Origin of the sequence: Streptomyces carpinensis, assembly GCF_002154505.1 — a bacterium.
Taxonomy (GTDB): Bacteria; Actinomycetota; Actinomycetes; order Streptomycetales; family Streptomycetaceae; genus Streptomyces; species Streptomyces carpinensis.
In genome coordinates this window covers 1-26,392 of sequence record NZ_MUBM01000384.1, presented here as the reverse complement: position 1 = coordinate 26,392, position 26,392 = coordinate 1, and the positions used below count along the sequence as shown (strand labels likewise).

Below are 26,392 nucleotides of genomic sequence, written 5' to 3'. Positions count from 1 at the left end.
CTCCCGGCCTCCGCACCCTCGCCCTCCCCCTCCTCCGCTCCCACCGGACCCAGGCACCGGCTGCGGGCCGTGGACCGGGACGAGAGCGTGGGGGTGACGGAATTCCTGCCGCCGGGCGCCACCTGGCTGCCGGCTCCGCAGCACACCCTGCCCACCCTGCCGGGCCGGCCGCCGATGATCGGCTATCTGGTACTCGTCCCGGCCGACCAGCGGCCGCCGTTCCCGCCGGTGCCGGTCGCGGTGCCGGACCACCCGGAGGCTGCGCTTCCCGGTGCGGCCACCGAGGCGGGCGCCGAGGGCGGCGACCCGCTGGTCCGCATCGACCCGGTGCGCCGCACCGCCGAAGTGGCCGGACGCCGACTCGACCTCACCTACCTGGAGTTCGAGCTGCTCGCGCACCTGGTCGCGCACCCGCACCGGGTGCACACCCGCGACCAGCTGGTCACCACGGTCTGGGGCTACGGTCATGTCGGCGACGGCCGCACCGTGGACGTGCACATCGCCCGGTTGCGCCGCAAGCTGGGCGCCGAGCACCGCAGGACCATCCAGACGGTGCGCCGGGTGGGCTACAAGTACGCCCCTTCCGCCGAGAACTGACGTTATTTCAGCCACCATCGGACGAACGGCCGGAAGGAGGAACGGGAGCGGCCCAACACCGCCGGCGGTCTGCTGACGGCAGATCCTCGTTCCCTCCCGCCGCCGGACCGGGCAGAGTCACCGGTATGAGACTTCTGGTGCTGGGTGGTTCGGATTTCGCGGGGCGAGCCGTCGTCGAGGCGGCGGTCGGGCGCGGCTGGGATGTGACGGTCCTGAACCGGGGGCGGCGGACGCCGGTCCCCGGGGCGCGGTCGCTGCGCGGCGACCGCACCGCGCCCGACGGGCTCGCCGCGCTGGCCGCCCACGACGGCGAGTGGGACGCGGTCGTGGACACCTGGTCGGCCGCGCCCCGCCCGGTCCGGGATGCGGCGCGGCTGCTGCGGGACCGGGCCGGCCGGTACGTGTACGTGTCGACCTGCTCGGTGTACGCCTGGGCGCCGCCCGCCGGCTACACCGAGGAGGCGCCCCTGGTCGAGGGCGCCGACGCGGACGCGGACCGGACGGACTACGCCCGCGACAAGCTGGGCGGCGAGCTGGCGGCGACCGGCGCGTTCGGCTCCGACCGCGCGCTGCTGGTGCGTTCCGGGCTGATCCTCGGTCGTTACGAGAACATGGGGCGGCTGCCCTGGTGGCTGAACCGGATCGCGCGTGGGGGTCCCGTGCTCGCGCCCGGCCCTCGGGACCTGCCGCTGCAGTACGTCGACGTCCGCGACCTCGCCGGATGGATCCTCGGGGCGGTGGAGCAGGAGCTGAGCGGGCCGTACAACCTGATGAGCCCGCAGGGGCACGCCACCATGGGCACGCTGCTGGATGCGTGCGTGCGGGCCACCGGCGCCGACGCCGAGCTGCGCTGGACCGATCCGCAGGTCGTGCTCGACGCGGGCATCGAGCCGTGGAGCGAGCTGCCCGTGTGGATACCCCCGGGCAGCGAGGGCCACGACGCCCTGCACGGCGCGGACGTCTCCCGGGCCGTCGCGGCGGGCCTGCGCTGCCGTCCGGTCACGGAGACCGTCGCCGACACCTGGAGCTGGCTGCGGGGCATCGGCGGCTCCGTCCCGCGGCGCCCGGACCTGCCCCCGGTGGGTCTGGACCCGGCGGTGGAGGCGAAGGTGCTGGGGCTGTAGGTCCTGTCGTCGAACTCCCGTCGTCCGCCCGGAGGGCGGGCCCCGCAGCGTCAGGTGCGTGCTCTCGGTGTGCCGGGCACCGGCCCCCGTACCGGATGTACTTGGGCCTGGACCTGGTGCGGCGAGTGGGGGCACCTCCCGCGCCGTCAAGGCAGTGGGGGAGGAGCGTGCATGGCATCGCGGGGCATACGGGATTTCGACGACAGGGCCCAGGAAGGCGGGGGTGGTGCCGCCGCCACCCCGTCTGGGGGGCCGGCCCCCGTGACCTGCCGCCGTGGCCCGGCCAGACTGGCGGAATGGACACCAACAGCTCGCCCCGGGGGGACGGCAGAGGCGGTGCCGCCCGGAAGAGCATGGCCGGGCGGGCCGCAGCGGTCGGGAAGGCCGGGACCCGGGCCCTCGTCCTCGCCGCCGTCTCGCTCGCCGGCTCGCTCACCCTGCTCGTGGCGACCCTCGTCTCGCTTCTGCTCGTCCCGCTCGGCGTCGGCGTCCTCACCACTCCCCTTGTCCTCACCGGCGTGCGGATGTTCGCCGACCGGAGGCGGCTGCTGGTGCTGCGCTGGGGTGGGCCGCCGATCCCGCGGGAGTACCGCCCGCCGACGGCGGGTGCCGGCCCGTGGCGACGGCTGCGCGACCTCCTCGGCGACCCTGCGACCCGGCGGGACCTGCGCTGGCTCGTGGTGGACATGACGGCCGGGTTCGTGACCGCGCTGCTGCCCGCCGCCCTCCTCTTCTATCCGCTGGAGGGCTTCGCGCTGGCGGCCGGACTGTGGCGGGTGTTCACCGACGGCACGCACACCGGCTACTGGTACGCCTTCGTGCCCGTCTCCGGCCAGGCGTCCGCACTGACCGCCGCCCGCCTGGGGCTGGTGTTCTGGGTGGTCGCCTGGTTCCTCACCCCGGCCCTGCTGAGCGCCCACCTCCGGCTCACCCGGGCCGCGCTCGCGGGCCGGCAGGGCGAACTCGCCGAGCGCGTGCGGGTGCTGACCGAGACCCGCCGCGCCGCCGTCGACACCTCCGCCGCCGAGCTGCGCCGCATCGAGCGCGACCTGCACGACGGCGCCCAGGCCCGGCTGGTCGCCCTGGGCATGGACCTCGGCACGGTCGAGATGCTCCTCGACAAGGACCCGGCAAAGGCCAGGGAGCTCCTCGCGCAGGCCCGCCGCAACTCCGCCGAGGCGCTGAACGAACTGCGCGCCCTGGTCCACGGCATCCACCCGCCCGTCCTCGCCGAACGCGGACTCGGCGACGCCGTACGGGCACTGGCGCTGCGACTGCCGGTCACCACCGAGGTGGACGTCGACCTCCGCGGCCGCGCCGACGCGCCGGTGGAGTCCGCCGCGTACTTCGCCCTCAGCGAGGTCCTGACCAACGCCGTCAAGCACTCCGGCGCCGACCGGATCCGGGTCGACGTCCGCCATGCCGACGGCAGCCTGCGTATCGCGGTAACCGACGACGGTACGGGCGGCGCGGTGATCGGGACCGGTTCGGGTCTGACCGGGGTGGAGCGGCGGCTGGGTACATTCGACGGCGTCCTGGCCGTCCACAGCCCCGCCGGCGGTCCCACGAGGGTCACCCTGGAGATTCCGTGCGCGTTGTCCTAGCCGAAGACCTGTTCCTGCTGCGCGACGGACTGGTCCGGCTCCTTCAGGCCCACGACTTCGAGATCGCCGCCGCCGTCGCGACCGGTCCCGAACTGGCCCGCGCTCTGGCCGAGTTGCGGCCGGACGTCGCCCTGGTCGACGTACGGCTGCCGCCGACCCACACCGACGAGGGGCTCCAGTGCGCGTTGCGGGCCCGCCGGGAGCGGCCGGGGCTGCCGGTGCTGGTCCTCTCGCAGCACGTGGAGCAGCTGTACGCGCGCGAGCTGCTCGCCGACGGTGCGGGCGGGGTGGGGTACCTGCTCAAGGACCGGGTCTTCGACGCGGCGCAGTTCGTGGACGCCGTGCGCCGGGTCGCGGCGGGTGGTACGGCCATGGACCCGCAGGTCATCCAGCAGCTGCTGGCCCGGCGTACGGGCCCGGACCGGCCGCTGTCGCGGTTGACGCCGCGGGAGCTGGAGGTGCTGGAGCTGATGGCGCAGGGGCGGTCGAACACGGCGATCGCCACGCAACTGGTCGTCACGGAACGAGCGATCGCCAAGCACACCTCGAACATCTTCGCCAAGCTGGGACTGGAGGTCTCGGACGACGACAACCGGCGCGTGCTGGCCGTACTCGCCCATCTCGACCGCGACCGCTGACCGTCCCGCGCGTGACCGACACAACTCTCGTACAAAAGGTCCAGTTGATGCCACGAACCACCAGTGGGGCCGAAGGCGATTCGTGCGCCGGCTGAACACCTCTGCGGCGGCGTCCGTATGGAAGGGAGCCGCTTCACTCCTGTCGGGCGCCTCGATGCTGCCCCGCAAGGAAGTCAGAGGAGTTCCATGGGACGCAACACACGAAAACGCCGTACGCCACTGGCCACCAAGGTCATTGCCGCATCGGCGGCCCTAGCGCTCGGTGGGGGCGGGCTGATCTGGGCGAACTTCTACGCATCCGCGCACGAGTCGCACAACGACGCATGGGGCAACCGGACGAAGGCAGCGGGCGCCCAGGTGGCGACGATCTCCTGCCCGGACGTCGGCCAGAAGCTGAACTACGTGCCCCGGCAGGCCCGTAGCGAGGTCGACGGCGAACTGGCCAATCTCGACCGCCAGATCACCGAGGCCTACCAACGTCTGGCGACCACGCGGGACGCCCAGGCCCGGGACGCGAGTTTCGTCCAGAACAGCATCCTGGGACCCCTGAAGGACCGGCGGCAGGTGATCGTCGACCGGATCAAGCTGGAGATCAACCGGGCGGGCGGCAGGGCTCCCGGCGACCTGGACGGCCTCACCTCGTGCACCGGCACACCCGCCGACCCGAACCAGCAGAACAGCGGGGGCCAGCAGGGCGGCGCCGGGCAGAACCCCGGCGGCCAGCAGCAGAGCGGCGGCCAGAACGGCAGTGGTCAGAACACCGGCCAGAACGGCGCGGGCGGCCAGCAGGGCGCCAACGGCGGCCAGGCGGGCAACGGCCCCTCCGCCGACGACTTCGTCGACATCACGAAGGTCCAGCCCAACGTCCAGGCCAAGCCCCGCAGGACCGGCAACGCCTCGACCGGCAGCTTCACCACCCGCTGCGGCGTGAACGCCAACAAGAACCACAACACCGACAACGTGATCGTGGCGCCCGGAGTGACCAACGGCGCGCACCACCTGCACGACTACGTCGGCAACCAGAAGGTCAACGCGTTCTCCAGCAACGACACGTTCCTTCAGGGCGGCACCAGCTGCCAGAACAAGAACGACCTGTCGGCGTACTACTGGCCGGTGGTCCGTGTGCAGGACGGCACGCAGGACTTCGACCAGAACGCCGACGGCGGCGGCAAGGAGGGCAACGTCGGCAAGATCCTCACGCCCAGGGTGGCCCAGATCAAGTACGTCGGCAGCCCGACCGGCAAGGTCGTCGCGATGCCGCAGTTCCTGCGCATCATCACCGGTGACGCCAAGGCCTTCACCAACGGCCCGGCGAACGCCAACGCGCACTGGAGCTGCACCGGTTTCGAGAACAAGGTCCAGCTGACCGACAAGTACCCGATCTGCCCGCAGGGCAGCCAGGTCGTGCGCACGTTCGCCTTCCAGAGCTGCTGGGACGGCCAGAACATCGACAGCGCCAACCACCGCACGCACGTGGCCTTCGCCGACGCCGGCGGCAACTGCCAGAACGGCTTCAAGGCGATTCCGCAGCTGACGATGCGGCTGGTGTACGACGTGCCGCCGCCGCAGATCCAGAACGGCCAGGTGAAGAACGCCTACGCGGTCGACGGCTTCCCGGAGCAGCTGCACAAGCCGATCACCGACCACGACGACTTCATCAGCGTCACGACCGGCAACCTGGCGAACAAGATCGCCAACTGCGTCAACTCCGGGCGCAGGTGCTAGCAGCGCACGTGTGAGGGACCGGACGAGGAGGCCGGCGGCGGATTCCCGCCGTCGGCCTTCCGCGTGCCCGCGCGTGCTTCCGGGTGCGCGGCGGCTCAGCCGGCGTGACCCGCGTGCGCGTGGTGGTCGGTCCCGATCTCCACGTCCCCGCCGAGGGTGCCGCGCAGCGCCGTGACCACGCCGTCGTCGCCGACGGCGACCCACTTGCGGCCGACGAGGTAGAAACCGCCGTAGTCCTTGGCCTCGTTGATCCACTCCCGCTGGCCGCGGTCGGTGGAGAAGGTGGCGAGGACGAACCTGCCGGCGGAGTTGGTGCAGATCGCCTGCCGGATCGTGTCCGCGTCGGTCTGGATGTCCGGCCTGCACTTCACCGCGGCGGCCAGGCTCTCCAGGCTGCCGCTCGCCACCGGCTGCACCTTCGCCGCCGCGTCGCCGCCGGAGCCGCAGCCCGCCAGTGCCACCGCCGCCACGGCACCGGCGGCCGCGAGCATCGGTCGGGTCACCCTCATCTGTTCCTCCCGCTTCCGGCGGTCCATTCGGCGGCAGGCGGTTCGGGCATGCCGCTCGGAGCCCCGGCCGGGGCCTCGCCCTTCGATACGGCTGGGCCGCGCACAGCACTCAAATCCGCGGCCGCGCGGGCACGCGTGCATCCCTCGGGAACACCGGGCGGCCGGAGGCGGCCGTCAAGCGCTACACACCCGAACACGGGCCGGGTCACCCGAGTGGCGGTGACCATTCAACGATTCGCTCGTTCTGCTGAACGTGCAGTCACAGGATGTCGCCCCGCGCACCTCGTCCTCCGCCGAGCCGGTCGTCGACGTCGAGCAGGCCGAGGCCGCGCTCGTCGAGCACTACCCTCGGCTCGTCCGGCTCGCCTACCTGGTACTGCCGCCGGGCCTGGGCCGGAGCCGCCGAGTCCTGACCGCGCACTCCCTCACCCAGCGCGCCCTGCCCCGGGGCCGAGGCAGGGCGTCCGTGATCCCGGCCCAGCCGACCGGCCGCGACACCGACCCCGGCTACGCCTTCCTCCGGACCGAGGTGGTCCGTGCGGCGCTGGACGCGGACCGGCCGCGCAGGCGCGGGCGGCCGTTCCCCCGGCGCGCTCAACTGCCGCCGCTGCTCCCCCAGGTGTGGGGACTGAGGCTGTTCCCGCGCTCGGGCGGCGCCGACGAACTGGCCCTGGACCAGAAGCTGGCGTCCCTGTCCGGCCCGGCCCGCGCCGCCTACGTGCTGCGCGGGCTGGAGCGGCTGCCGGACGCCGCCGTACGGCAGGTGCTGTCGGCCGCGGGCGTCGCCGACCCGGGCACCGCCCTGCGCATGGCCGACCGGGTGCCCGCGCAGTACGCGCTGCTGGACTCCCCCGAGTTCGACCCCTGTTCGCTGCAGGCCCGGCCCACCGACCTGATGCGGCGCAGGCAGCACACCAAGGCCGCGCTCGCCGCGGCGGCGGCACTCGCCGTGTGCGGTGCGCTGGTCGCGCTGCCCGGCGGTGGCTGGGGTCCGGACGGCGCCGCCGCCCCCGCCTACGCGCAGAACCCGTCCGCCGAGGCCGCCCTGGACCCGGCGAAACTGATCCGGGCCGCCCCCGCCGCCTGGCGGACCTCCGCCCGCCTGGACTTCTCCGTGTGGCCCGCGCGCGGCGACCTGACCGGTGACAAGGCGCTGCTGCGCCGGGCCCTCGCCGTGTGGGCACGGCCCGGTGGGTCCGTCCGCGTCTCGGCCACCTCGGGCACCGCCTCGGGCGGGCCCGCCGGACCGGCGCGGCTGCTCTACGCCGGCGACGTCGACAACGCGCACGTGGTGATCCTCTACGACGGACTGCGCATCGTCCGCTACGCCGAGCCGAAACAGTCCACGGCCGGAGCCGCCCTCGACTTCGCCCGCGTCGACGGCGCCACCGGCGCCGAGGCGTCCGCCGTGGTCCTGGACCGCTCCGACGGCAACGTCCGCTATCTGACGGCGCCCTGGGTGACGAGGGCGGCCCAGCGGGACCTGTCGCAGCCCGCGTCCGCGCCGCTGGACCTGGGTCTGAAGGACGGCGTCACCGGGCCGCTGGCCAGTCCGGCCGAGCAGGCCGGCACCTGCACCCGGTGGAACGTGCTCCAGCTGACCGGTGACGGCGGCACACGGGTCCTGAGCGACCTGGGCGAACTGGTCCCCGCTCATCTCACCACGGGCCGCCCGGCCGCTCCGCACGAGGCGTCGAGCGCTTCGGAGCTGCGCGCCTGGGCGCCGTACGCCTGCTCGCTGGGCGCCGTGCGCGGTCAGGGCGTGCGATCGGTCAACGCCTGGCAGTACGCCGCACAGCCGCTGCCCGACGCGAGTGGTGTGGCGGCGTGGGTGTGCACGCGGGCCGAGACCTGGCGCGGCGAGGGCCCTCGGGTGCTGGCCCAGTTCCGTGCCCCGGGCGGGAAGTACGGCGCGGTCGTGGCCAAGGCCGAGGACGTGCCCGCGTGCGGAGCCCGCGACCCGCAGGTGCTGGCCGGTGTGCTGTGGAGGTCGCGGGCGGGCTCCTGGTACCTGCTCGCGGCGGGCGGTGAGGGCACCGCGTCGGTCAGCGCGTCGGGCGGGGTGCGCGCGGCCGCCCGGGGCAACCTGCTCGCCGTACGGACCGAGCAGGGCGCACGGGCGGACCTGAGCGGCACCCTGGCCGACGGCCGACCCCTCGGCGTGCTCCGGTGACGCCGACCGCCACCGCGTGCTGACACCGGACGGCGACGCTTGCTCACACCGACCACCACCGCTTGCTGACATTGGCGTCAACAAGTCCCCGCCAAGGGGTTCCCGGGCGATCTACTCGCCAGTACATTGACGCCATGTCTAACAAGCAGTCCCCGGAGTGGGTGCCGCTCAAGGCGCGGAAGGTGTCCTTCGCCTGGGACGGCACTCCGCTGCACTGGGTGCCGGGTGACCCGTTCACCTCGCACACCGTCAACGTGCTGCACCTGCTGCTGCCCGCCGGTGAGCGCTGGTTCGTGCACGTGTACAAGCAGGTCCTGCCCTACGTCCGGGACGAGCGGCTGCGCGAGGATGTACTGGGGTTCATCGGGCAGGAGGCGATGCACTCGCAGGCGCACGACGAGGTGCTGCCGCACCTGAGGGAACTCGGACTCGACCCGACCCCGTACACCGCCCAGGTGGACTGGCTGTTCGAGAAACTGCTCGGCGACCGGACCCTGCCGCCGGGCGCGGCGCGCCGCTGGTGGCTGATGGAGCGGGTGGCGCTGATCGCGGCGATCGAGCACTACACGGCCTTCCTCGGCGACTGGGTCCTCAATGCCGGCGAGCTCGACCGGCGCGGCGCCGATCCCACCATGCTGGACCTGCTGCGCTGGCACGGCGCCGAGGAGGTCGAGCACCGCTCGGTCGCCTTCGACCTGTTCCAGCACGTCGACGGTTCCTACCGGCGGCGGGTGCGCACGTGGGCGACGGCGTTCACGGCGCTGGTCTTCCTGTGGCAGCGCGGGGCCCGTTTCTTCATGGCGAACGACCCCACGCTGCTCGACGGCAGGGCCCGCTTCCGGGACTTCCACGTGCGGGGCCGCCTGGGGACCCTGCCCGCCACCGGCGACGTGCTGAGGTCCGTCCCCCGCTACCTCAGCCGCACCTACCACCCCTCGCAGGAGGGATCCACCGAGCAGGCCGTCGCCTACCTCGCCTCCTCCCCGGCGGCACGGGCGGCCGAGAGGGCCGACCGCGGCGGGCAGCACGGCCGGTCCGAGAAGGAGACCGCGTGATACCGAAGCTGCGTACGGCCGTGCTGGTCGCGGGCGTCGCCCTCGTGGTGCGGCGGGCCCTGCGGCGCCGCATCCAGGCGTCCCCGCTGTGGCCGATGCCCGCCCTGGAGGAGCCCCTCTCGGGCCGGCCCCGCTCCCGGGCACTGCGGCTGCTGGTCACCGCGCACGAGCCGGTGGCCGAGGGCGTCGTGCGACTGCGGCTGGAGGGCCACGACTTGCCGCGCTGGGAGCCGGGGGCGCACCTCGACCTGGTGCTGCCCTCCGGCCTGGTGCGGCAGTACTCGCTGTGCGGCGACCCGGAGGACGACTCCTCGTACACCGTGGCCACCCGGCTGGTCGAGGACGGGCGGGGCGGCTCGCGCGAGGTGCACGAGCAGGTCCGCGAGGGCATGGAGGTGGAGGTCCGCGGCCCGCGCAACCGGTTCCCGCTGGTGCAGGCACCCGCCTACGTCTTCGTCGCGGGCGGCATCGGCATCACCCCGATCCTGCCCATGCTGCGGGCGCTCCCGGAGAACGCCGAGTGGCGGCTGCTGTACGGCGGGCGGACGCGGGCGTCGATGCCGTTCCTCGAGGAGGTGGCCAAGCTGGACTCGGGCCGCTCGCGGGTGACCGTGGTCGCCGAGGACGAGTCGGGACGGCCCGATCTCGACGCGCTGCTGACCGATCCGCCCGAGGGCACCGCGGTCTACTGCTGCGGCCCGGAGGGACTGATGGCAGCGGTCGAAGAGGCCACCGCGCGGCTGGCGACGGGGGCCACGCTGCACCTGGAGCGGTTCGCTCCACGCACCGGGACGGGTGGCGAGCGTGCCTTCGAGGTGGAACTGCGCCGCAGCGGACGGACGGTGACGGTCCCGGCGGACTCCACCGTGCTGGCCGCCGTCCGCGCCGAGCTGCCGGACACCGCGTACTCCTGCGAGCAGGGCTTCTGCGGGACCTGCCAGCAGCGGGTGCTGGAGGGCGAGGTGGACCACCGCGACGAACTGCTGACGGACGCGGAGCGCGACGACTCGATGCTGATCTGCGTGTCGCGGGCCCGAAGCGATCGTCTTGTGCTGGACTTGTGAGGCGTCCGTGCGAACACCTCGGTCGCCACGACCGGTTCGCGGCCGGATCCGATCGGTAAAGTGGGCGCATGACTACCGGGGTTCGTCGCAGAATGGGCGTCGATGAGCGGCGCCAGCAGTTGATCGGCGTCGCCCTCGAACTGTTCAGCCAACGCTCCCCCGACGACGTCTCCATCGACGAGATAGCGTCGGCGGCGGGCATATCGCGCCCACTGGTCTACCACTACTTCCCCGGCAAACTCAGCCTGTACGAAGCGGCCTTGAAGCGAGCCTCGGAGGATCTGGCGGCCCGGTTCGTGGAGCCGCACGAGGGCCCGCTGGGGACTCGGCTGCTGCGCGTGATGCGCCGGTTCTTCGACTTCGTGGACGAGCACGGGCCCGGTTTCTCGGCCCTGATGCGCGGCGGCCCGGCGGTCGGCTCGTCGACGACGAACGCGCTCATCGACTCCGTCCGGCAGGCCGCCCGTGACCAGATCCTTGCGCATCTGGGGGTGCAGGAACCGCCCGCGCGGCTGGAACTGGTCGTCCGCTCGTGGATCTCGCTCGCCGAGTCGACGGCGCTGATCTGGCTGGACGGCCGGCGCATCCCGCGTGCCGAGCTGGAGAAGCAGCTGGTGCACGACTTCGCCGCGCTCGCCGCCGTCAGCGCCGCCTACGACGAGGAGATGGGCGCCCTGATCCGCACGGTCTTCAAGGACGAGCCGGCCGACGGTCCCTTCGCGGACCTGGTCGGCCGGCTCGTCGCTCTCGCCTCCTAGAACACGCGCACCAGGCGCCTGGAACACGATTCCTAGGCGTCGAACTTCCGGTAGGACGGATCGAGGTCGCGCACCTCGGCCGACGCGTGCAGCGCCAGCCCCTCCACCGGCTTCACATGCGCGCGCAGCGTCTCCAGGGCGGCCTCCGCCAGGCGCGCCTTGGTCTCCTCGGTGCGCCCGGCCAGCAGGCCGATGGTGACGTGCACGATCGCGTGCCCCTCGGTGTCCGGGCCGACGGTGGTGTCCTCGGTCCGGCGGAACTGCGTCTTGCACGCCGGGGGCTTCGCGGCCGCGATCTCGACCGTCCGGTCGTGCAGCTCCCGCGCGAAGGCATGGCGGTCGAAGGCGTCCGCCAGCTGCTCGGAGTAGTCGACGGTGATCTGCGGCATGAGCGCACTCCTGTTCTACGGCAACCTGGGGGCCAGCCTAGTTCGTGAACACCGCGACCGTACGGGCCGGAACGGCGAAGGTGCCGGTCGCCGCCGTGTACGACGAGGTCTTCACCACCGGGTCCGCGCCCGCCGCCTGCACCGGGTGCAGCCGGTAGTGCGTCCCGGCGAGGGCGGCGACCCGCTGCTCCTGCCGCTCGGGTGTCGCGTTGAACACCACCACCAGATCACCGACCCTCATGGTGATCACGCCCGGTGTCTCGTCCTTCCCCGACAGCGGGAAGGACAGCTGCGACTGAACCTGCGCGGTCGAGGCGAGGGAGAAGGCCGGCTCCGTGGTGCGGATCCTCAGCAGGTCCCGGTAGGCGGCCGAGGCGCCCTCGATCTGCGGGCAGCCCACCGAGACGGAGCTGAGCAGCGGCTTGGCGTAGGGCCACTTGGACTGGTTGTCGGCGGCCATGGGCAGCCCGCGGCCGAAGCCGTTGCCGTCCGCGCAGTTCCAGTGGATCGCGTTGAACCAGTCCCCGCTGTCGAAGGAGTTGCGGTCCAGCGACTTCGAGCGCAGCAGGTCGGTGCCGGCCTGGGAGAGCGCCGGGCCCTGCGAGAGCGTCGCCGTCGCCATGGCCAGGACCTGCATCCGGGTCCGGTCGGCCGCGGTGGTGTCCTTCGGCAGCTTGTAGGCGAGGGCGTCGAACAGCGACTCGTTGTCGTGCGCGTCGACGTAGGCGAGGGCGTCGCCGGGGGCGTCCGCGTACCCGGCGGGAGCCCCGTTGTAGTCGACCTCCGCGCCGCTGACCTCCTTGCCGTCAAAGTCCGTGAAGCGGTACTTGGCCAGGTTGCCGGTGAGGCCGACCTTGATCAGATCCTGGTAGTGCAGCAGACGGGCCTTCTGCTCCTCCTTCGTGCCGTTGGCGGACGAGGAGTTGGGGTCGGTGTACAGGCCGGAGGCGAAGCCCTGGACTCCGGGGTCGGAGTCGAAGGGGCTGCCGCCGCGCACCGCGTCACGGGCCCGGTCGGAGAAGGTCGCGATGCCGGTGCCGGCCATGTTCTTCTGCGTGGCCTGCACGAACCGTGCGTCGTCGGCGACCTCGCCGAAGTTCCAGCCCTCCCCGTACAGGATGATCTTCTTTCCGTCGACGCCGTCCTTCTCCGGGGTCAGCGCGTCGAGGGCCTTGCGGACGGCGAGGATGTTGGCCTTGGGGTGGTGGCCCATGAGGTCGAAGCGGAACCCGTCGACCTTGTACTCCTTGGCCCAGGTGACGATCGAGTCGACGACCAGTTTGCCCATCATGGCGTTCTCGGGAGCCGTGTTCGCACAGCAGGTGCTGTTGGCCACCGAGCCGTCGGCGAGAAGCCGCTGGTAGTAGCCGGGCACGACCTTGTCGAGCACGGAGTTGTCCGCCTGGCCGCCGGCCGCCGTGTGGTTGTAGACGACGTCCATGACGACCCGGAGCCCGTCCTGGTTGAGCGCCTTCACCATCTGCCGGAACTGCACCGTGCGGGCCGTGCCGTCCGGGTCGGTGGCGTACGAGCCCTCGGGGACCGTGTAGTGGAAGGGGTCGTAGCCCCAGTTGTAGGCGTCCTTCGCCGCGGTCTTCGCCACGCACGCCTGCTGCTGCTCGGAGTCGGCCGGGTAGGAGGCCAGGTCGCAGTCCGGGCTCGCCTGGTCGGCCTTCTTCTCGGGAATGGTGGCGATGTCGAAGGCCGGCAGCAGGTGGACGTAGGACGTGCCCGCCTTCGCCAGCTCCCGCAGATGCCTCGAGCCGTCGCTGTCCTTGTCGGTGAAGGCCAGGTAGGTGCCCTGGTCCTGCGCCGGGACCGTCTTGTCGGCGACCGAGAAGTCGCGGATGTGCAGCTCCTGGATCTGGGCGTCGCGCAGCGGTACGGCCCTGGGCTTGGTCAGGTGCGACCAGCCGCTCGGCGCCAGCGCCCTGTCGTCCAGGTCGACGACGAGGCTGCGCTCGCTGTCGGCGGTGAGGGCGACGGAGTAGGGGTCGGTGACCTTGTTGGTGACGACCTCGCGGACGGAGGGCGCCCACACCTTCACGACGTACCGGTAGGGCTTGCCCTTCCAGGACGCCGGGCCGGTGACGGACCAGACGCCGGTGGTGTCGTCGCGGTGCATGGCCTTCAGGGAACCGTCCAGCTCCAGTGACACGCTCTGGGCCGTCGGCGCCCACACGGAGAGGGTCGGCTTCCCGTCGTGGAAGACCGGCCCGAGTGCGGCCTTCGTCGCGCCCGGGTACAGGTCGTCCAGCACGCCCGCGATCTGCACGCCGGTCGCGGCCAGCACGGCGCCGTTGGCGGCGCGCTGCGAGGCGACCAGCTGGCCCTTCAGCGCCTCGCGCACCCGGTCCCGGTCGCGCGGGTCGACGGACCAGGCGGTGTAGTCCTTCAGATACGGGAACTTCGCCTTCTGGGCGTCGGTGAGCGTGGTCTTCTCCAGCCTGATCCAGCGCTCGTCGTCGCTGGTCAGCGTGGAGTCCTTGACGGTGATCGAGCCGTCGTGGGAGGTGAGCAGCTGAGTGGAGGCGGCGCCGTCGACGCCGTTCCACGCCACCGTGTCCCGGTCGATCCAGACCGCCTTGGACGTGGACAGGTCCAGGGCGCCGGCGCTGCCCGTGGGCTGCGGCAGCAGCGGCTTGTCCTGCCCGCTCACCAGCCACACCTCGTGGCCGTTCGCCGCCGTGAGGTCCAGGGACTGGTCGGTGGGCAGGTCCTTCTCGTCGCCCTTGTGGAGGATGTAGCTGAGACTGGTGGCACCGTCGGTGAGCGGTACCTCGAAGACCGCGCCATAGGAGTCAGTCTTGACCGGCTGGAGGGGTTTCGACCAGTCGGTGGGGTCGGCGGCGCCCGTCCAGACGTGCAGGCCCCAGCCGGCGTAGTCGCCGTCGGCGCGGTGGTAGTGGATGACCGCCTTGGAGGTGTCCTGCGCCGGGTAGTCGGCGGGCCGCGTGGTCTGCACGGCCTCCTTGTCCTGCTCGATCCAGACCTCGCCCGTCCTGGTGACGTCGATGGACCGGTCGGCGGAGACGTCCTTGTCGCCGTCCTTGTCGATGACCAGGAAGCCGACGTTGGAGGCGCCCGGCTTCAGCCTGACGTAGGCGAAGGCGCCGTAGGCGTCGCGGCCGGTGAAGGGGTGGCTGGCGGGCCAGGTGGTCGCCTCGCCGTCGGCGAGGTCGCCCCAGGCGTACAGGCCCCAGTTCGCGTAGTCGCCGTCGGTGCGCTTGTAGTGGACGATCGCGTAGTCGCGGGAGGAGGCGGTGGGGACCTCGGGGGCCGCCGGGGTGCCGGTGGTGGAGCCCGCGGTGGCGCTCGCCGTGCGGCCGGCCGAGTCGACGACGACCGCCTTGTAGCGCAGGGCGGTGCCGGCCGGGACGGTACCGGCCAGGGTCTGAGTGACCTTGTACGGGGCGTGGTCGGCGGAGCCGAGGACCTTCCAGGGGGCGTCGCCCACCTGGGCGGCGAAGACGACCCGGTCGAGCCCCTCGCCGTCGACGTCGGCCGTGAGGTCCACCGTGCCGGTGGCGCCGGCGGCCGGGGCCGTCAGGGTGATCGTCGGCTCGGCGGCGGGCTTGCCGAGCGGGGCGGCGGCCTTGTAGACGACCGCGGACTCGGCCGGGACGGTCACGCTGACCTTGCGGTCGCCGTCGGACTTCACGGAGTCGGTGGCGCCGTAGACGCCCCGGTACGCCATGTCCGCCGAACCGGTGGCGAAGGTGGCCGACTTCGTCTCGCCCGCGTTGTTGAGGGCGACGACGTACTCCTGTCCCGTCCTTGCGTCCGTGCGGGTGAAGGCGTAGACCCCGGCGCCGTCGGCCGCGTACCGCTCGGCCTGGACGCCGTCGGTGAGGGCCGGGTTGTCCTTGCGCAGCTTCGCCAGCTCGGCGATCTGCCGGTAGAGCGGCGCGCTCGTGTCGTAGGAGTCGGCCGCGTGGGTGCGGTCGGTGCCGATCTCGTCGTCGTCGAGGTAGTCGGCGACCTTGGAGGCGAACATGGTCTGGCGGGCGTCCTTGTCGCCGCCGGAGCCGGTGAAGCCCTGCTCGTCGCCGTAGTAGACGACGGGGTTGCCGCGGCTGAGGAACATCAGCTCGTTGGCGAGCTTGTCCTTGGCGAGCAGCTGGGCGTCGGTGGCCTTCGGGTTGTCCTGCTCCAGGAAGTACCCGATGCGGCCCATGTCGTGGTTGCCGAGGAAGGTGACCTGCTCGTAGGCGTTGGCCTTGTCGGTCGTGTACTTGTAGTCGTCGGCGAAGACGCCCGCGAGCTTCTTCGCGCTGCCGCCCTGGGAGGCGTAGGCGCGGGCCGCGTCCTGGAAGGGGAAGTCGAGGGTGGCGTCGAGGCGGCCCTGGGTGACGTAGGGGGCCGTGACGGAGGTGTCGGCGGAGTAGACCTCGCCGAACATGAAGAAGTTCCTACGGCCTCGCTCGGCGGCGTACTTGTCGAGCGCGGTCGCCCACTGGGTCCAGAAGTCCATGTCGACGTGCTTGACGGTGTCGATGCGGAACCCGTCGACGTCGAAGTCCCGCACCCAGCGCTCGTAGATCTTCTCCATGCCGCTGACGACCTCGGGACGCTCGGTCCACAGGTCGTCGAGGCCGGAGAAGTCACCGTAGGTGGCGTTCTCGCCGGCGTAGGTGGAGTCGCCGCGGTTGTGGTACATCGTCGGGTCGTTCAGCCACGACGGGACCTTGAGGTTCTTCTTGGCGGCGGGAACGGTCGGGCTGTACGGGAAGGAGGAGGTGTCGACGGCGGGGAACTTCCGGCCGCCGGCCGCGTAGTCGGCGTCGTCGAAGGGCCGGCCGTCCTTCGTCAGGTAGGGGAAGGCGCCCTTGGAGAGGTACGCGTGGGACTGGCCCTCGTAGTCGACGACGTCCGCGGTGTGGTTGGTGATGACGTCGAAGAAGACCTTCATGCCCTTGGCGTGCGCCTTGGTGATGAGGGTGGCCAGGTCCTTGTTGGTGCCGAAGTGCGGGTCGACCTGGGTGAAGTCGGTGATCCAGTAGCCGTGGTAGCCGGCGGAGGCGTCCTTGCCGGTGCCCTGCACGGGCTGGTTCTTGAAGATGGGCGCCAGCCAGATGGCGGTGGTGCCCAGGCCCTTGATGTAGTCGAGCCGGTTGGTCAGGCCCTTGAGGTCGCCACCCTGGTAGAAGCCCTTGTCGGTGGGGTCGTAGCCGGTGGCGAGCCGCGAACCGGTCAGTCCGCCCTTGTCGTTGGCGGTGTCCCCGTTGGCGAAACGGTCCGGCATGACGAAGTAGAACTGCTCGCGCGTGTCGTCGTGCCGGGCGGGCTCGGCGGCGAGCTTCGCGTCGGACGGCGGCGCGGGCGGGGTGGCGGCCCGTACGGCGGGCTGCTGGATCAGGGCGGCGGCGAGCGCGGCGACGGTGACGGCCGCTATGCGGCTGCCATGCGGGAAGCGGCGCTTCGGGGGCGCCAACCATCTCGGTGTCACAGGCTTGAACTCCTTGCGATGACGGCTCAATCGGGTCCGACCCCATGCCCCGGCCGGCCACAAGCCTTCGGCTTCGCCGCCGGGCGCCCGCGCGACCGTACCGCCGCCGCAAGGGTTGCAGCAAGAGGCTTGAAAGCAACGGAAAGATATTTCATCGGCCGCCTGTGCCGCCCGGCACCCGATCGAGCGGGCGCCGGGCGGCCTGCACGGACGTGGTCAGCAGCTGGACTTGCCCGTGTAGAGGGCCAGCGCGGTGTTGGAACCCAGGGTCGCGGTGAACTGGCCCGAACCGTTCACGGTGACGGGGGTGTTGTTCTGCACGTTGCAGTACGTGCCCGCCGGGAGGGACGTCTGGTAGGTGCGGGTCAGGGCGTACGACTCGTGGTTGATGGCGACGTAGCCCCTGCCGCCCCGGCCGAAGGCGATGGCGTCGGCGCCGTCGTCCCACCAGTCGGTGACCGCCTGGCCGCGGGTGGCGTTGCGGAAGGCGACCATCGACTTGATCTCGGGCCACTTGTGCTGGCACTTCCAGCCGTCCTGCCAGCAGGCCACCACCCGACCGCCGTTGGGCGGCCCGGCATCCGCGTCGGACCACTCGTAGCCGGAGTTGATGTCGGGTGCGCCGTAGGGCCAGGCCAGCATGAAGACGTTGGCCAGGGTGTAGTTGGCGCCGTCCTTGTAGTCGAGGGTGGAGCCGTTGCGCTCGGTGTCGTGGTTGTCGACGAAGACGCCGGCCACCGAACTGCTCAGGTAGCCCCAGCCCTCACCGTAGTTCTTCAGGTAGGCGAGGTTCTCGTTGTTGAAGACGCGCTTGAGGTCGTAGGCGTAACGGAACTCCTGGACATCGCCGTTGCCCGTGTACTCGGTCGGCTGGACGGCCTCGCCGGCGCCGTAGACGACCTCCTGCTTCCAGTAGGCGTTCGGGTTGGACAGGCGCGACTTGATGTTCGCCAGGTCCTCGGCCGGGATGTGCTTGGCCGCGTCGATGCGGAAGCCGTCGGCACCGAGCGAGAGCAGGTCGTTCATGTAGCCGGCGATGGTCCTGCGGACGTACTCCTCGCCGGTGTCGAGGTCGGCGAGGCCCACCAGTTCGCAGTGCTGCACGTTCCAGCGGTCCTGGTAGTTGGTGACCTGGGCGGTGCAGTCGTCGAAGTCGTAGATGGAGTACAGGCCGGGGTAGTCGTACTTGGAGTACGCCGAGCCGCCGGTGCCGGTGCCGCTGCCGGCCGACATGTGGTTGATCACCGTGTCGACGACGACCTTCACACCGGCCGCGTGACACGTGCCGACCATGTTCTGGAACGACGAGCGGTCGCCGAGCCGCCCGGCTATCCGGTAGCTCACCGGCTGGTACGACGTCCACCACTGCGGGCCCTGAATGTGCTCGGCGGGCGGGGAGACCTGGACGTAGCCGTAGCCGGCCGGGCCGAGGGTGTCGGTGCACTCCTTGGCCACGGAGGCGTAGTTCCACTCGAAGAGGACGGCGGTGACGTCCTTGGTGCCGGGCGGGGAGGCGGCGGCGGGGGTCGCGAGGGCGACCGAGGCGGCCGCGGCGAGCGCGGCGGCGGCCGAGAGGGGTCTGCGGATGACCATGTGGGGGTTCCTTCTCCGTCGAAGGATCTGATGACGGGTCCGGGAAGGACCCGGGAGATCCCCTGAAGGGAATTGCTGCAAGCTTTCAACCACTTGCAGTGCAGCAGACCGTACGAGCCCCGACCCCGGCGGTCAACCCCCCGGTCATGCTCCCGTCACATACGCGAAATAGGGCCGCATTGCGGCGAGTTGGGGCGCCGGTAGCGGCACGGATGGCCGACGGGATCCGCCACCGCCACGGCCGGCGGGTCACTGAAACTACGCGCAAGTCTTGCGAGGCCCCGGGTTCACCGACCGCCGCACCACCCTGTCGGCGGCAGCCGTCGGCGCCGCCGTGCGCCTGCCTACGAGCGGGGGCCCAGGCGGTAGAGCACCTGCGGCTCGCCCCACTCCACGAACCACTCCGCGGGCTCGGCTCCGAGGGCTTCGAGCAGGCGCCGGGAGCGCGCGTTGGCCTCCTGCGTCACGGCCACCGGCTCCGTCCCCGGTACGCCGGCCGGCACCCGGGCGAGGACGGCCGCCAGCGCCTCGCGTGCGTGACCGCGGCCCCAGTGCTCGGGCAGCAGCTGGTACGACACCTCGGTGCGCCCGTCCCTCGCCCCCGGCTCCACGAACACCGAGCCCAGCACCGCCTGCTGCCGCCTGCCGACCACGCTGAGCAGCCCCGGCAGGCCGACGCACCCCCGCTCGCGCATGCCCACGGCCTCCGCCCGCAGCGGGCCGCCGAGGTGGCGGCGGACCTCCGGGTCGGTCCACAGGCGCCGGTGCGCGGGCAGATCCGCGGGCTCGACGGGGCGCAGGAGCAGGCGTTCCGTCGTCAGGGACACGGGCCAGCGGGCGAAAGCGGGGGCGGACGCGGCGGACATGATCGTGATCATGCCGGAGGGCCCGTCGCCCCGGCGGGCGGCGGGCCCTCGCTCTCACGCGGCCGGGCGGCTCAGGCCGTCGTCCACCACACCGTCGTGTCGGCCGGGACCTTGGTCTCGCCGTCGGCCTCGGTCACCTCGCCGCTGGCGAGCAGGACGCGGCCGTGCGAGGGGGTCGTCACGGACTCGCCCGTCGTGTTGGCCACGCACACGAAGTCGCCGCGGCGGAAGGCGAGAACACCCTCGGGGGCGCGCAGCCACTCCACCGCCTCGCCCGCGCCGAGGTCGGGCTGCGAGCGGCGGATGCTCAGCGCCGAGCGGTACAGCTCCAGCGTGGAGCCGGCCACGCCCCGCTGGGCCTCGACGCTCAGCTCGCCCCAGTTCGCGGGCTGCGGAAGCCAGCTGCCGCCGCTGCCGAAGCCGTACGAGGAGCCCGTGCGCGTCCAGGGGATCGGCACCCGGCAGCCGTCGCGGAAGCCGTCCTGGCCCGCACCGCGGAAGTACGCCGGGTCCTGGCGCACCTCGTCGGGCAGGTCGACCGCGTCCGGCAGGCCCAGCTCCTCGCCCTGGTAGACGTAGGCCGAGCCGGGTAGGGCCAGCATCAGCAGGGTGGCCGCGCGGGCACGGCGCAGACCGAGTGCACGGTCGCCGGCGGTGCGGATCTGGGTGCCGAGACCGGGCGGGTTGGCGAACCGGGTGGCGTGCCGGGTGACGTCGTGGTTGGACAGGACCCAGGTGGCGGGGGCGCCGACCGGGCGCATGGCCTCCAGGGTGCGGTCGATGACCGTACGGAGCTGGTCCGCGTCCCAGTCGGTCCCCAGGTACTGGAAGTTGAAGGCCTGGTGGAGCTCGTCGGGGCGGACGTAGTTCGCTGTGCGCTCGACGGTGGGCGTCCAGGCCTCCGCGACGAAGATCCTCTCGCCCGCGTACTCGTCGAGGACCCTGCGCCACTGGCGGTAGACCTCGTGCACGCCGTCCTGGTCGAAGAACGGCATGACATCGTTGCCCAGCAGCTTCAGCTGGTCGTGGCTGCCGAGGTCGGGCAGTCCCTCGGCCTTGACCAGGCCGTGGGCCACGTCGATGCGGAAGCCGTCGACGCCCATGTCCAGCCAGAAGCGCAGGATCGAGCGGAACTCGTCGCCGACGGCCGGGTGCTCCCAGTTGAAGTCGGGCTGCTCGGGGGCGAAGAGGTGCAGGTACCACTCGCCCGGGGTGCCGTCAGGTTCGGTGACCCGGGTCCAGGCCGGCCCGCCGAAGATGGACTCCCAGTCGTTCGGCGGAAGCTCGCCGCTCGTCCCCTTGCCGGATCGGAAGTGGTAGCGGTCGCGCAGCGGGGAGCCGGGGCCCTCGGCGATGGCCCGCTTGAACCACTCGTGCTGGTCGGAGGAGTGGTTGGGCACGAGGTCGACGATGATCCTGAGTCCCAGTTCGTGGGCGTCGCGGATCAGGGCGTCGGCGTCGAGCAGATTGCCGAACATCGGGTCGACGGCCCGGTAGTCCGCGACGTCGTAGCCGCCGTCGGCCTGCGGGGAGGCGTAGAAGGGGCTGAGCCACACGGCGTCCACGCCGAGGTCGCGCAGGTACGGCAGGCGGGAGCGGACACCTTCCAGGTCGCCCATGCCGTCGCCGTTGCTGTCGGCGAAGCTGCGCGGATAGACCTGGTAGATCACCGCGTCCCGCCACCAGTCGCGACGTCTGGCGACGGTGGCCGTGGCGGTCGTCGGGGCCGGGTCGGTTGCGGAGTGCTGGCTCATGGCGTCCTTGGGATCTGACGAATGTGCGGTCATGGGCGTCTTGTTGCGGGCGGTTGAGCGACGAGGCGGCCGCGGTGACTGCGGGGTCGGATGGGCACCGCGGCCGCCTCGGTCTTGGGGAAGAGCTCGAGGGGCAGCGCTCCCGAAGGGGCGCTTGGCTTTATCGATATGCGGCTCCGCCGCGTGGGCGCGACCAGCCACGACGGGCCGGCAGACAACCGGCGGTCCCTCGCCACTCGACCGGCGGTCAGCCCTTCGTGCCGCCGGCGGTCAGGCCGGTCACCAGGTTCTTCTGCACGAGGTAGAAGAACGCGGAGACGGGTATCGCGATCAGCACGGCGGTGGCCGCCATCAGGTTGCGCTGGGCGTCGTGTTCGCTGACGAAGGTCTGCAGGCCGACGGCCAGCGTGTACTTCTGGTCGTCCAGCATGAACGTGGTGGCGAAGGCGACCTCGCCGAACGCGGTGATGAAGCTGTAGAAGGCGGCGACCGCGAGGCCCGGCTTGGCGAGCGGGAGGATCAGCCGCGCGAACGTCCCGAAGGGGGACAGCCCGTCGACGCGTCCGGCCTCGTCGATCTCGAACGGGATGGTGTCGAAGTAGCCCTTGAGCAGCCACGCGCAGTACGGCACCGCCGTCGAGCAGTAGACGAGGATCAGACCGAGGTAGTTGTCGATGAGTCCGAGGTCGGACAGGATCTGGTACATCGGCACCATCAGCACGGCCACCGGGAACATCTGGGTGACCAGGAGCACCCACATGAACTTCCGGTAGCCCGGGAACCGCATGCGGGAGACCGCGTACCCGGTGCTGGCGGCGACCAGCACGCCGAGCACCGTGGTGCCGAGCGAGACGATCAGCGAGCTCTTCAGCCAGTCGAAGAAGCTCGTGTGCTGCAGCACGAAGGAGTAGTTGTCGAGCGTCATCTTCTTCCAGATGCCGCCCGGGTGGAGGTAGTCGTCCTTGTCCGGGCCGAGGGACAGGAAGACGAGCCAGACGATCGGGAAGAGCGCGATCACGCTTCCGGCGATCAGGATGCCGTGGGAGGCGAGGGACGCCGCGAGGCTGCGCTCGCCCCGGCCCCGGAACGTGCGAGGGCTCTGCGCCGGGCCGTCGTCGGACACCGCGGCTGAGGTCGCGACAGTGGTCGTACTCATGGGAACTCCTGCCTCAGATCGCGAGCTGCTGCTCATTGCGGTTCAGCCAGCGGCGGTAGAACGAGGTGAAGACGATCAGGATGGCCAGCAGCAGGATGCCGTAGGAGGCCGACTGCGCGAAGTCGCGCGGCTGCTGTCCGAAGCCGAGGTAATAGGCCCAGGTGACGAGGATCTGGGCGTCCGGGGCCGAGTTCGCGCCGAACAGCAGGAAGATCACGGCGAACTGGTTGAAGGTCCAGATGATGCCGAGCAGGACGACCGTGGAGCTGACGGACCGCAGACCCGGCAGGGTGACGTACCGGAAGCGCTGCCAGGCGTTCGCGCCGTCCATCTCGGCGGCCTCGTAGAGGGAGGTGTCGATGGACTGCAGGCCGCCGAGCAGGGAGACCATCATGAACGGCACACCGCACCAGGTGTTGACCATGATGGCGGCGAACCGCTGCCAGAAGGTGTCCTCCAGCCAGGGCTGCGCCGGCAGGTGCAGCGCGTCGAGGACGGTGTTGATGATCCCGCCGTCGGAGAGCATGATGCGCCAGCCGAAGACGGTGACGAAGGTGGGGACGGCCCAGGGCACGATGAGCAGGAGCCGGTAGAACGTCCGGCCGCGCAGCTTCTGGTTGAGCAGCAGCGCCAGGCCGAGGCCGATCGTGTAGTGCAGGGCGACGCACAGGGCCGTCCATACGACGGTCCAGATGAAGTGCGACCAGAAGCGGTCGTACGACAGCGGGCCGAAGAGGATGTCCTTGTAGTTGCCCAGCCCGATGAACTTGTACGTGGCGTCGATGTGGTTGACGCCGATCGTCCGCGCGGTGTTCAGGCTGTTGGCGTCGGTGAGGGTCAGGTACAGGCCGTACACCAAGGGGTACAGCACGAGGACGCCGAGGACGATCACCACCGGGGCGATCATCGCGTACGCGTACCAGTATTTCTGGTAGCTGTTCTTGAGGCGCTGGCCCAGCCCGGGCCCTGGCGCGCGGTCACCGTGGCGTTTGCCGGTCGCGCGGTCGATGGCGACTGTCATGTTCGGCACCTTCTGGAAGTTCTACGGCTCTGAGAAGCGGCTGGGCGCAGGCGGGTGGCCGCCGGGTCCGTCCCCCAAAACGGATCCGACGGCCACTCGGGGCTCACTTGCTGAAGTCGGGCACCAGCTTGGCGATGGCCAGCTCAGCGTTGCTCAGACCCTTGTCCAGGGACTCCTTGCCGCCGGCGACCTTCGGCAGCTCGGTGTCGAGCGGGCCCCACAGGGAGCTGTACTCGGGCAGCGCCGGGCGCGGCTGGGCGGCGGCCAGGACGCCCTGGTAGCCGGCGATGCCGGGGTCGGCCTTGACCTGCGCGGTGTAGGCGTCGGCGCGGGTGGGCAGCGTGGAGTTCTTCAGGGCGATGGTCTCCTGGGACTTCGCCGAGGTCATGAACTTCACGAACTTCAGGGCGGCGGCCTGGTGGGCCTTGTCGGAGCCGGCGTAGACCGAGAGGTTGTGGCCGCCGGTCGGGGCGCCCGCCTTGCCGGTGGAGCCGGCCGGGACGGTGGCGATGCCGAGGTTGGTCTTGTCCGTGAAGGCGGAGCCCTTGTAGAAGTTCGTGATCTCCCAGGGGCCCTGGATGATCGAGGCGACCTTGCCGTTCACGAACGCGTCCTGGATGTGGGCGTAGGCGTCGGCGGTGGTGTCGGCCTTGTGCAGGCCCTTGCCGGAGAACAGGCTCAGCCAAGTGCCGTAGGCCTTCTTGGCGGTGGCCGAGTTCATGGTGATCTTCTTGGCGGTGGCGTCGACGGTGTCGGTGCCCTCGCCGTAGAGGAAGGACTGGGCGTAGTAGGCCTGGGTGGAGCCCCAGTAGCCGTCGGCGCCGGTCTTTTCCTTGACCTTCGCGGCGTCGGACTTCAGCTCGTCCCAGGTCTTGGGCGCCTCGGTGATGCCGGCCTTCTTGAACAGGGCCTTGTTGTAGACCAGGGCCAGGGTGTCGGTGACCAGCGGCACGCCGTAGGTCTTGCCCTGGAACTGGGCCTGCTTGATCAGGCTGGACTGGAACTGGGACTGGTCCGCGAGGGCCTCGGTGCCGTCCAGCGGCAGGAAGTAGCCCTTCTTGGCGAAGGCGGGGGTCCAGCCGACCTCGGAGCGCAGGATGTCCGGGGCGCCCTTGGAACCGGCGGCGGTGTCGAACTTGTTCTGCGCCTGGTCGAAGGGCACGTTGACGTACTTGACCTTGATGTCCTTGTTGGCAGCCTCGAACTGCTTGACCAGGGCCTGGTACGTCGGCGCCTCGTTGGTGGCGTTGGAGGTGTCCCACCAGGTGATGGTCACCGGACCGGCCGACTTGTCGCTGCCGCTGTCGCTCCCGCCGCACGCCGTCGCCGCGAGAGCGAGGGACGCCACCAGCGCGGTGGCCGCTATGCCACGCCGCATGAGTTCTCCTTGAGGGTGAAAGCCCGTGAACAGGGAGCGGTCCCGTCCGCCGTCCCTGCCGACTTGCCGACTGCGCCGTTGCGGCCGCCGGGCGACCGTGAACGTAACAGCGATGCAAGCGCCGCGAAAGACCTTGCAGCAAAAAAGTGCAAGGGATCGCGACAGTTACCGCCCCGTGACCTGCCTCTCCGGCCTCTGCGCCCCCCAATTCCCGCGGTTCGGTGGGCCCCCGGACACTTGTGCAAGACTCTGCAAGCTCTTGCCATACGGTGGCGAGGGAGGAATCATCCCGTTGCGGACCGGACGTCCGGACCGGACGCCGACCACGACACGAGGGAATGCGATGACGCAGCAGCCCGCAGCGGGCCGTACAACGGCGCGCACCAGGCGCCCGATCAGTGGGCACGGGGGATCGCGACCGGTACAGTCCACTCCTGTGACCACACGGCTTGCCGACATCGCTGCGCAGGCGGGGGTGAGCGAAGCGACCGTCAGCCGCGTCCTCAACGGGAAGCCCGGCGTCGCCGCCACCACCCGTCAGTCCGTGCTGGCCGCACTCGACGTGCTGGGGTACGAACGCCCGGTGCGGCTGCGGCAGCGCAGCGAGGGCCTGGTGGGCCTGATCACCCCCGAGCTGGAGAACCCGATCTTCCCGGCGCTTGCCCAGGTCATCGGGCAGGCGCTGACGCGGCAGGGCTACACCCCGGTGCTCGCCACCCAGACTCCCGGCGGGTCCACGGAGGACGAACTGACCGAGATGCTGGTGGACCGCGGGGTCGCCGGGATCATCTACGTCTCCGGCCTGCACGCGGACACCACGGCCGACATGGAACGCTACGAGCGCCTGCGGGCCCAGGGCGTGCCCTACGTCCTGGTGGACGGCTTCTCCCCGAAGGTGCAGGCCCCCTTCATCTCCCCCGACGACCGCGCGGCGATGACCCTCGCCGTCACCCACCTCGTCTCCCTGGGCCACAACCGCATCGGCCTGGCGCTCGGCCCCAAGCGCTTCGTCCCGGTCCAGCGCAAGATCGAGGGCTTCGTGCGGGCGGTGCAGGACCAGTTGGGCCTGTCCCCGGACGTCGTCGAGTCGCAGCTGATCCAGCACTCGCTCTACACCCTGGAGGGCGGCCAGGCCGCCGCCACGGCACTCATCGAGCGCGACTGCACGGCGATCGTCTGCGCCAGCGACATGATGGCGCTGGGTGCGATACGGGCGGCCCGGCAGCGCGGCCTGGAGGTCCCCCGGGACGTCTCCGTGGTCGGCTTCGACGACTCCCCCCTGATCGCCTTCACCGATCCGCCCCTGACGACGATCCGCAAGCCGGTGCCGGCCATGGGCCAGGCGGCCGTGCGCACGCTGCTGGAGGAGATCGGCGGGACTCCGGCACCGCACAGCGAGTTCGTGTTCATGCCGGAGCTGGTGGTACGCGGCTCCACGGCGTCGGCCCCCGGAGACCGCAACCGCGCCTAGGGGCTGCCTGACGAATGCCCGCGGCGTTGCCGGAGCGCCCACGTGGGCGCTCCGGCGCCTTGCGATCG

The 26,392-nt window shown here is 71.2% G+C and carries 19 protein-coding genes; 10 read left to right on the top strand and 9 right to left on the bottom strand.

The genetic code is table 11. The annotated features are described in order from the left end of the window. The 5 genes from BZY54_RS39645 to BZY54_RS39620 form a co-directional block, all read left to right on the top strand. Positions 1-597, top strand: a 597-nt coding sequence (locus tag BZY54_RS39645; RefSeq protein WP_086730200.1) for a winged helix-turn-helix domain-containing protein, incomplete at its 5' end; no start/stop codon positions are given. A gap of 125 nt (positions 598-722) precedes the next feature. Then, entirely contained in the window at positions 723-1,721 is a 999-nt protein-coding gene (locus BZY54_RS39640) for an NAD-dependent epimerase/dehydratase family protein (protein WP_086730197.1), read from the top strand. Positions 1,722-2,074: 353 nt separating this feature from the next. Further along, entirely contained in the window at positions 2,075-3,325 is a 1,251-nt protein-coding gene (locus tag BZY54_RS39630) for a sensor histidine kinase (RefSeq protein ID WP_244217563.1), read from the top strand. Then, positions 3,310-3,963 carry a response regulator transcription factor gene (locus BZY54_RS39625; RefSeq protein ID WP_086730195.1) on the top strand — a complete coding sequence of 218 codons (654 nt, stop codon included), beginning with the start codon at positions 3,310-3,312 and terminating at the stop codon, positions 3,961-3,963. Before BZY54_RS39630 ends, BZY54_RS39625 begins: the two co-directional genes overlap by 16 nt. A 186-nt stretch (positions 3,964-4,149) precedes the next feature. After that, a complete protein-coding gene (locus BZY54_RS39620) occupies positions 4,150-5,688 on the top strand; it encodes a DUF1996 domain-containing protein (RefSeq protein ID WP_086730194.1) in 1,539 nt (512 codons plus the stop codon). Positions 5,689-5,783: 95 nt separating this feature from the next. Here the strand turns inward: BZY54_RS39620 and BZY54_RS39615 are convergent, their stop codons facing one another. Next, entirely contained in the window at positions 5,784-6,197 is a 414-nt protein-coding gene (locus BZY54_RS39615) for a hypothetical protein (protein ID WP_086730199.1), read from the bottom strand. A gap of 253 nt (positions 6,198-6,450) precedes the next feature. On the opposite strand from BZY54_RS39615, the gene BZY54_RS39610 reads away from it, so the two are divergent. The 4 genes from BZY54_RS39610 to BZY54_RS39595 all read left to right on the top strand — a co-directional run bounded on the left by BZY54_RS39610 (position 6,451) and on the right by BZY54_RS39595 (position 11,247). Further along, a complete protein-coding gene (locus BZY54_RS39610) occupies positions 6,451-8,370 on the top strand; it encodes a hypothetical protein (RefSeq protein WP_086730193.1) in 1,920 nt (639 codons plus the stop codon). A gap of 134 nt (positions 8,371-8,504) precedes the next feature. Continuing rightward, a complete protein-coding gene (locus BZY54_RS39605; RefSeq protein ID WP_086730192.1) occupies positions 8,505-9,425 on the top strand; it encodes a metal-dependent hydrolase in 921 nt (306 codons plus the stop codon). Continuing rightward, positions 9,425-10,489 (top strand): PDR/VanB family oxidoreductase, encoded by a 1,065-nt coding sequence (locus BZY54_RS39600; RefSeq protein WP_086730198.1) that lies wholly within the window; start codon positions 9,425-9,427, stop codon positions 10,487-10,489. The genes BZY54_RS39605 and BZY54_RS39600 overlap by 1 nt, the downstream gene beginning before the upstream one ends. Positions 10,490-10,557: 68 nt before the next feature. Continuing rightward, the gene (locus BZY54_RS39595) at positions 10,558-11,247 is read left to right on the top strand and encodes a TetR/AcrR family transcriptional regulator (protein ID WP_086730191.1); all 690 of its coding nucleotides are present in this window, start codon (positions 10,558-10,560) and stop codon (positions 11,245-11,247) included. 32 nt (positions 11,248-11,279) lie between these two features. On the opposite strand, the gene BZY54_RS39590 is transcribed toward BZY54_RS39595, so the two are convergent. The 8 genes from BZY54_RS39590 to BZY54_RS39555 all read right to left on the bottom strand — a co-directional run bounded on the left by BZY54_RS39590 (position 11,280) and on the right by BZY54_RS39555 (position 24,853). Then, on the bottom strand, positions 11,280-11,636 hold the full coding sequence (locus BZY54_RS39590; protein ID WP_086730190.1) for a 5-carboxymethyl-2-hydroxymuconate Delta-isomerase: 357 nt from the start codon (positions 11,634-11,636) through the stop codon (positions 11,280-11,282). A 37-nt stretch (positions 11,637-11,673) separates the two neighbouring features. Then, positions 11,674-17,085 carry a pullulanase-type alpha-1,6-glucosidase gene (gene pulA / locus BZY54_RS39585; RefSeq protein ID WP_086730189.1) on the bottom strand — a complete coding sequence of 1,804 codons (5,412 nt, stop codon included), beginning with the start codon at positions 17,083-17,085 and terminating at the stop codon, positions 11,674-11,676. A 216-nt stretch (positions 17,086-17,301) separates the two neighbouring features. After that, on the bottom strand, positions 17,302-18,678 hold the full coding sequence (locus tag BZY54_RS39580) for an alpha-amylase (protein ID WP_086730188.1): 1,377 nt from the start codon (positions 18,676-18,678) through the stop codon (positions 17,302-17,304). Between the two features lie 344 nt (positions 18,679-19,022). Continuing rightward, positions 19,023-19,544 carry a GNAT family N-acetyltransferase gene (locus tag BZY54_RS39575; protein ID WP_244217562.1) on the bottom strand — a complete coding sequence of 174 codons (522 nt, stop codon included), beginning with the start codon at positions 19,542-19,544 and terminating at the stop codon, positions 19,023-19,025. 71 nt (positions 19,545-19,615) lie between these two features. Then, positions 19,616-21,298 (bottom strand): glycoside hydrolase family 13 protein, encoded by a 1,683-nt coding sequence (locus BZY54_RS39570; protein ID WP_086730186.1) that lies wholly within the window; start codon positions 21,296-21,298, stop codon positions 19,616-19,618. A gap of 247 nt (positions 21,299-21,545) precedes the next feature. Continuing rightward, on the bottom strand, positions 21,546-22,454 hold the full coding sequence (locus BZY54_RS39565; protein ID WP_086730185.1) for a sugar ABC transporter permease: 909 nt from the start codon (positions 22,452-22,454) through the stop codon (positions 21,546-21,548). 13 nt (positions 22,455-22,467) lie between these two features. Then, positions 22,468-23,475, bottom strand: coding sequence for a carbohydrate ABC transporter permease (locus BZY54_RS39560; protein ID WP_086730184.1), 1,008 nt, complete (start codon positions 23,473-23,475; stop codon positions 22,468-22,470). A 103-nt stretch (positions 23,476-23,578) separates the two neighbouring features. Beyond that, a complete protein-coding gene (locus BZY54_RS39555; RefSeq protein WP_086730183.1) occupies positions 23,579-24,853 on the bottom strand; it encodes an extracellular solute-binding protein in 1,275 nt (424 codons plus the stop codon). Between the two features lie 436 nt (positions 24,854-25,289). On the opposite strand from BZY54_RS39555, the gene BZY54_RS39550 reads away from it, so the two are divergent. Further along, complete coding sequence (locus tag BZY54_RS39550) at positions 25,290-26,324, top strand: LacI family DNA-binding transcriptional regulator (RefSeq protein WP_279634748.1); 1,035 nt, start codon at positions 25,290-25,292, stop codon at positions 26,322-26,324. Positions 26,325-26,392 lie beyond the last annotated feature (68 nt).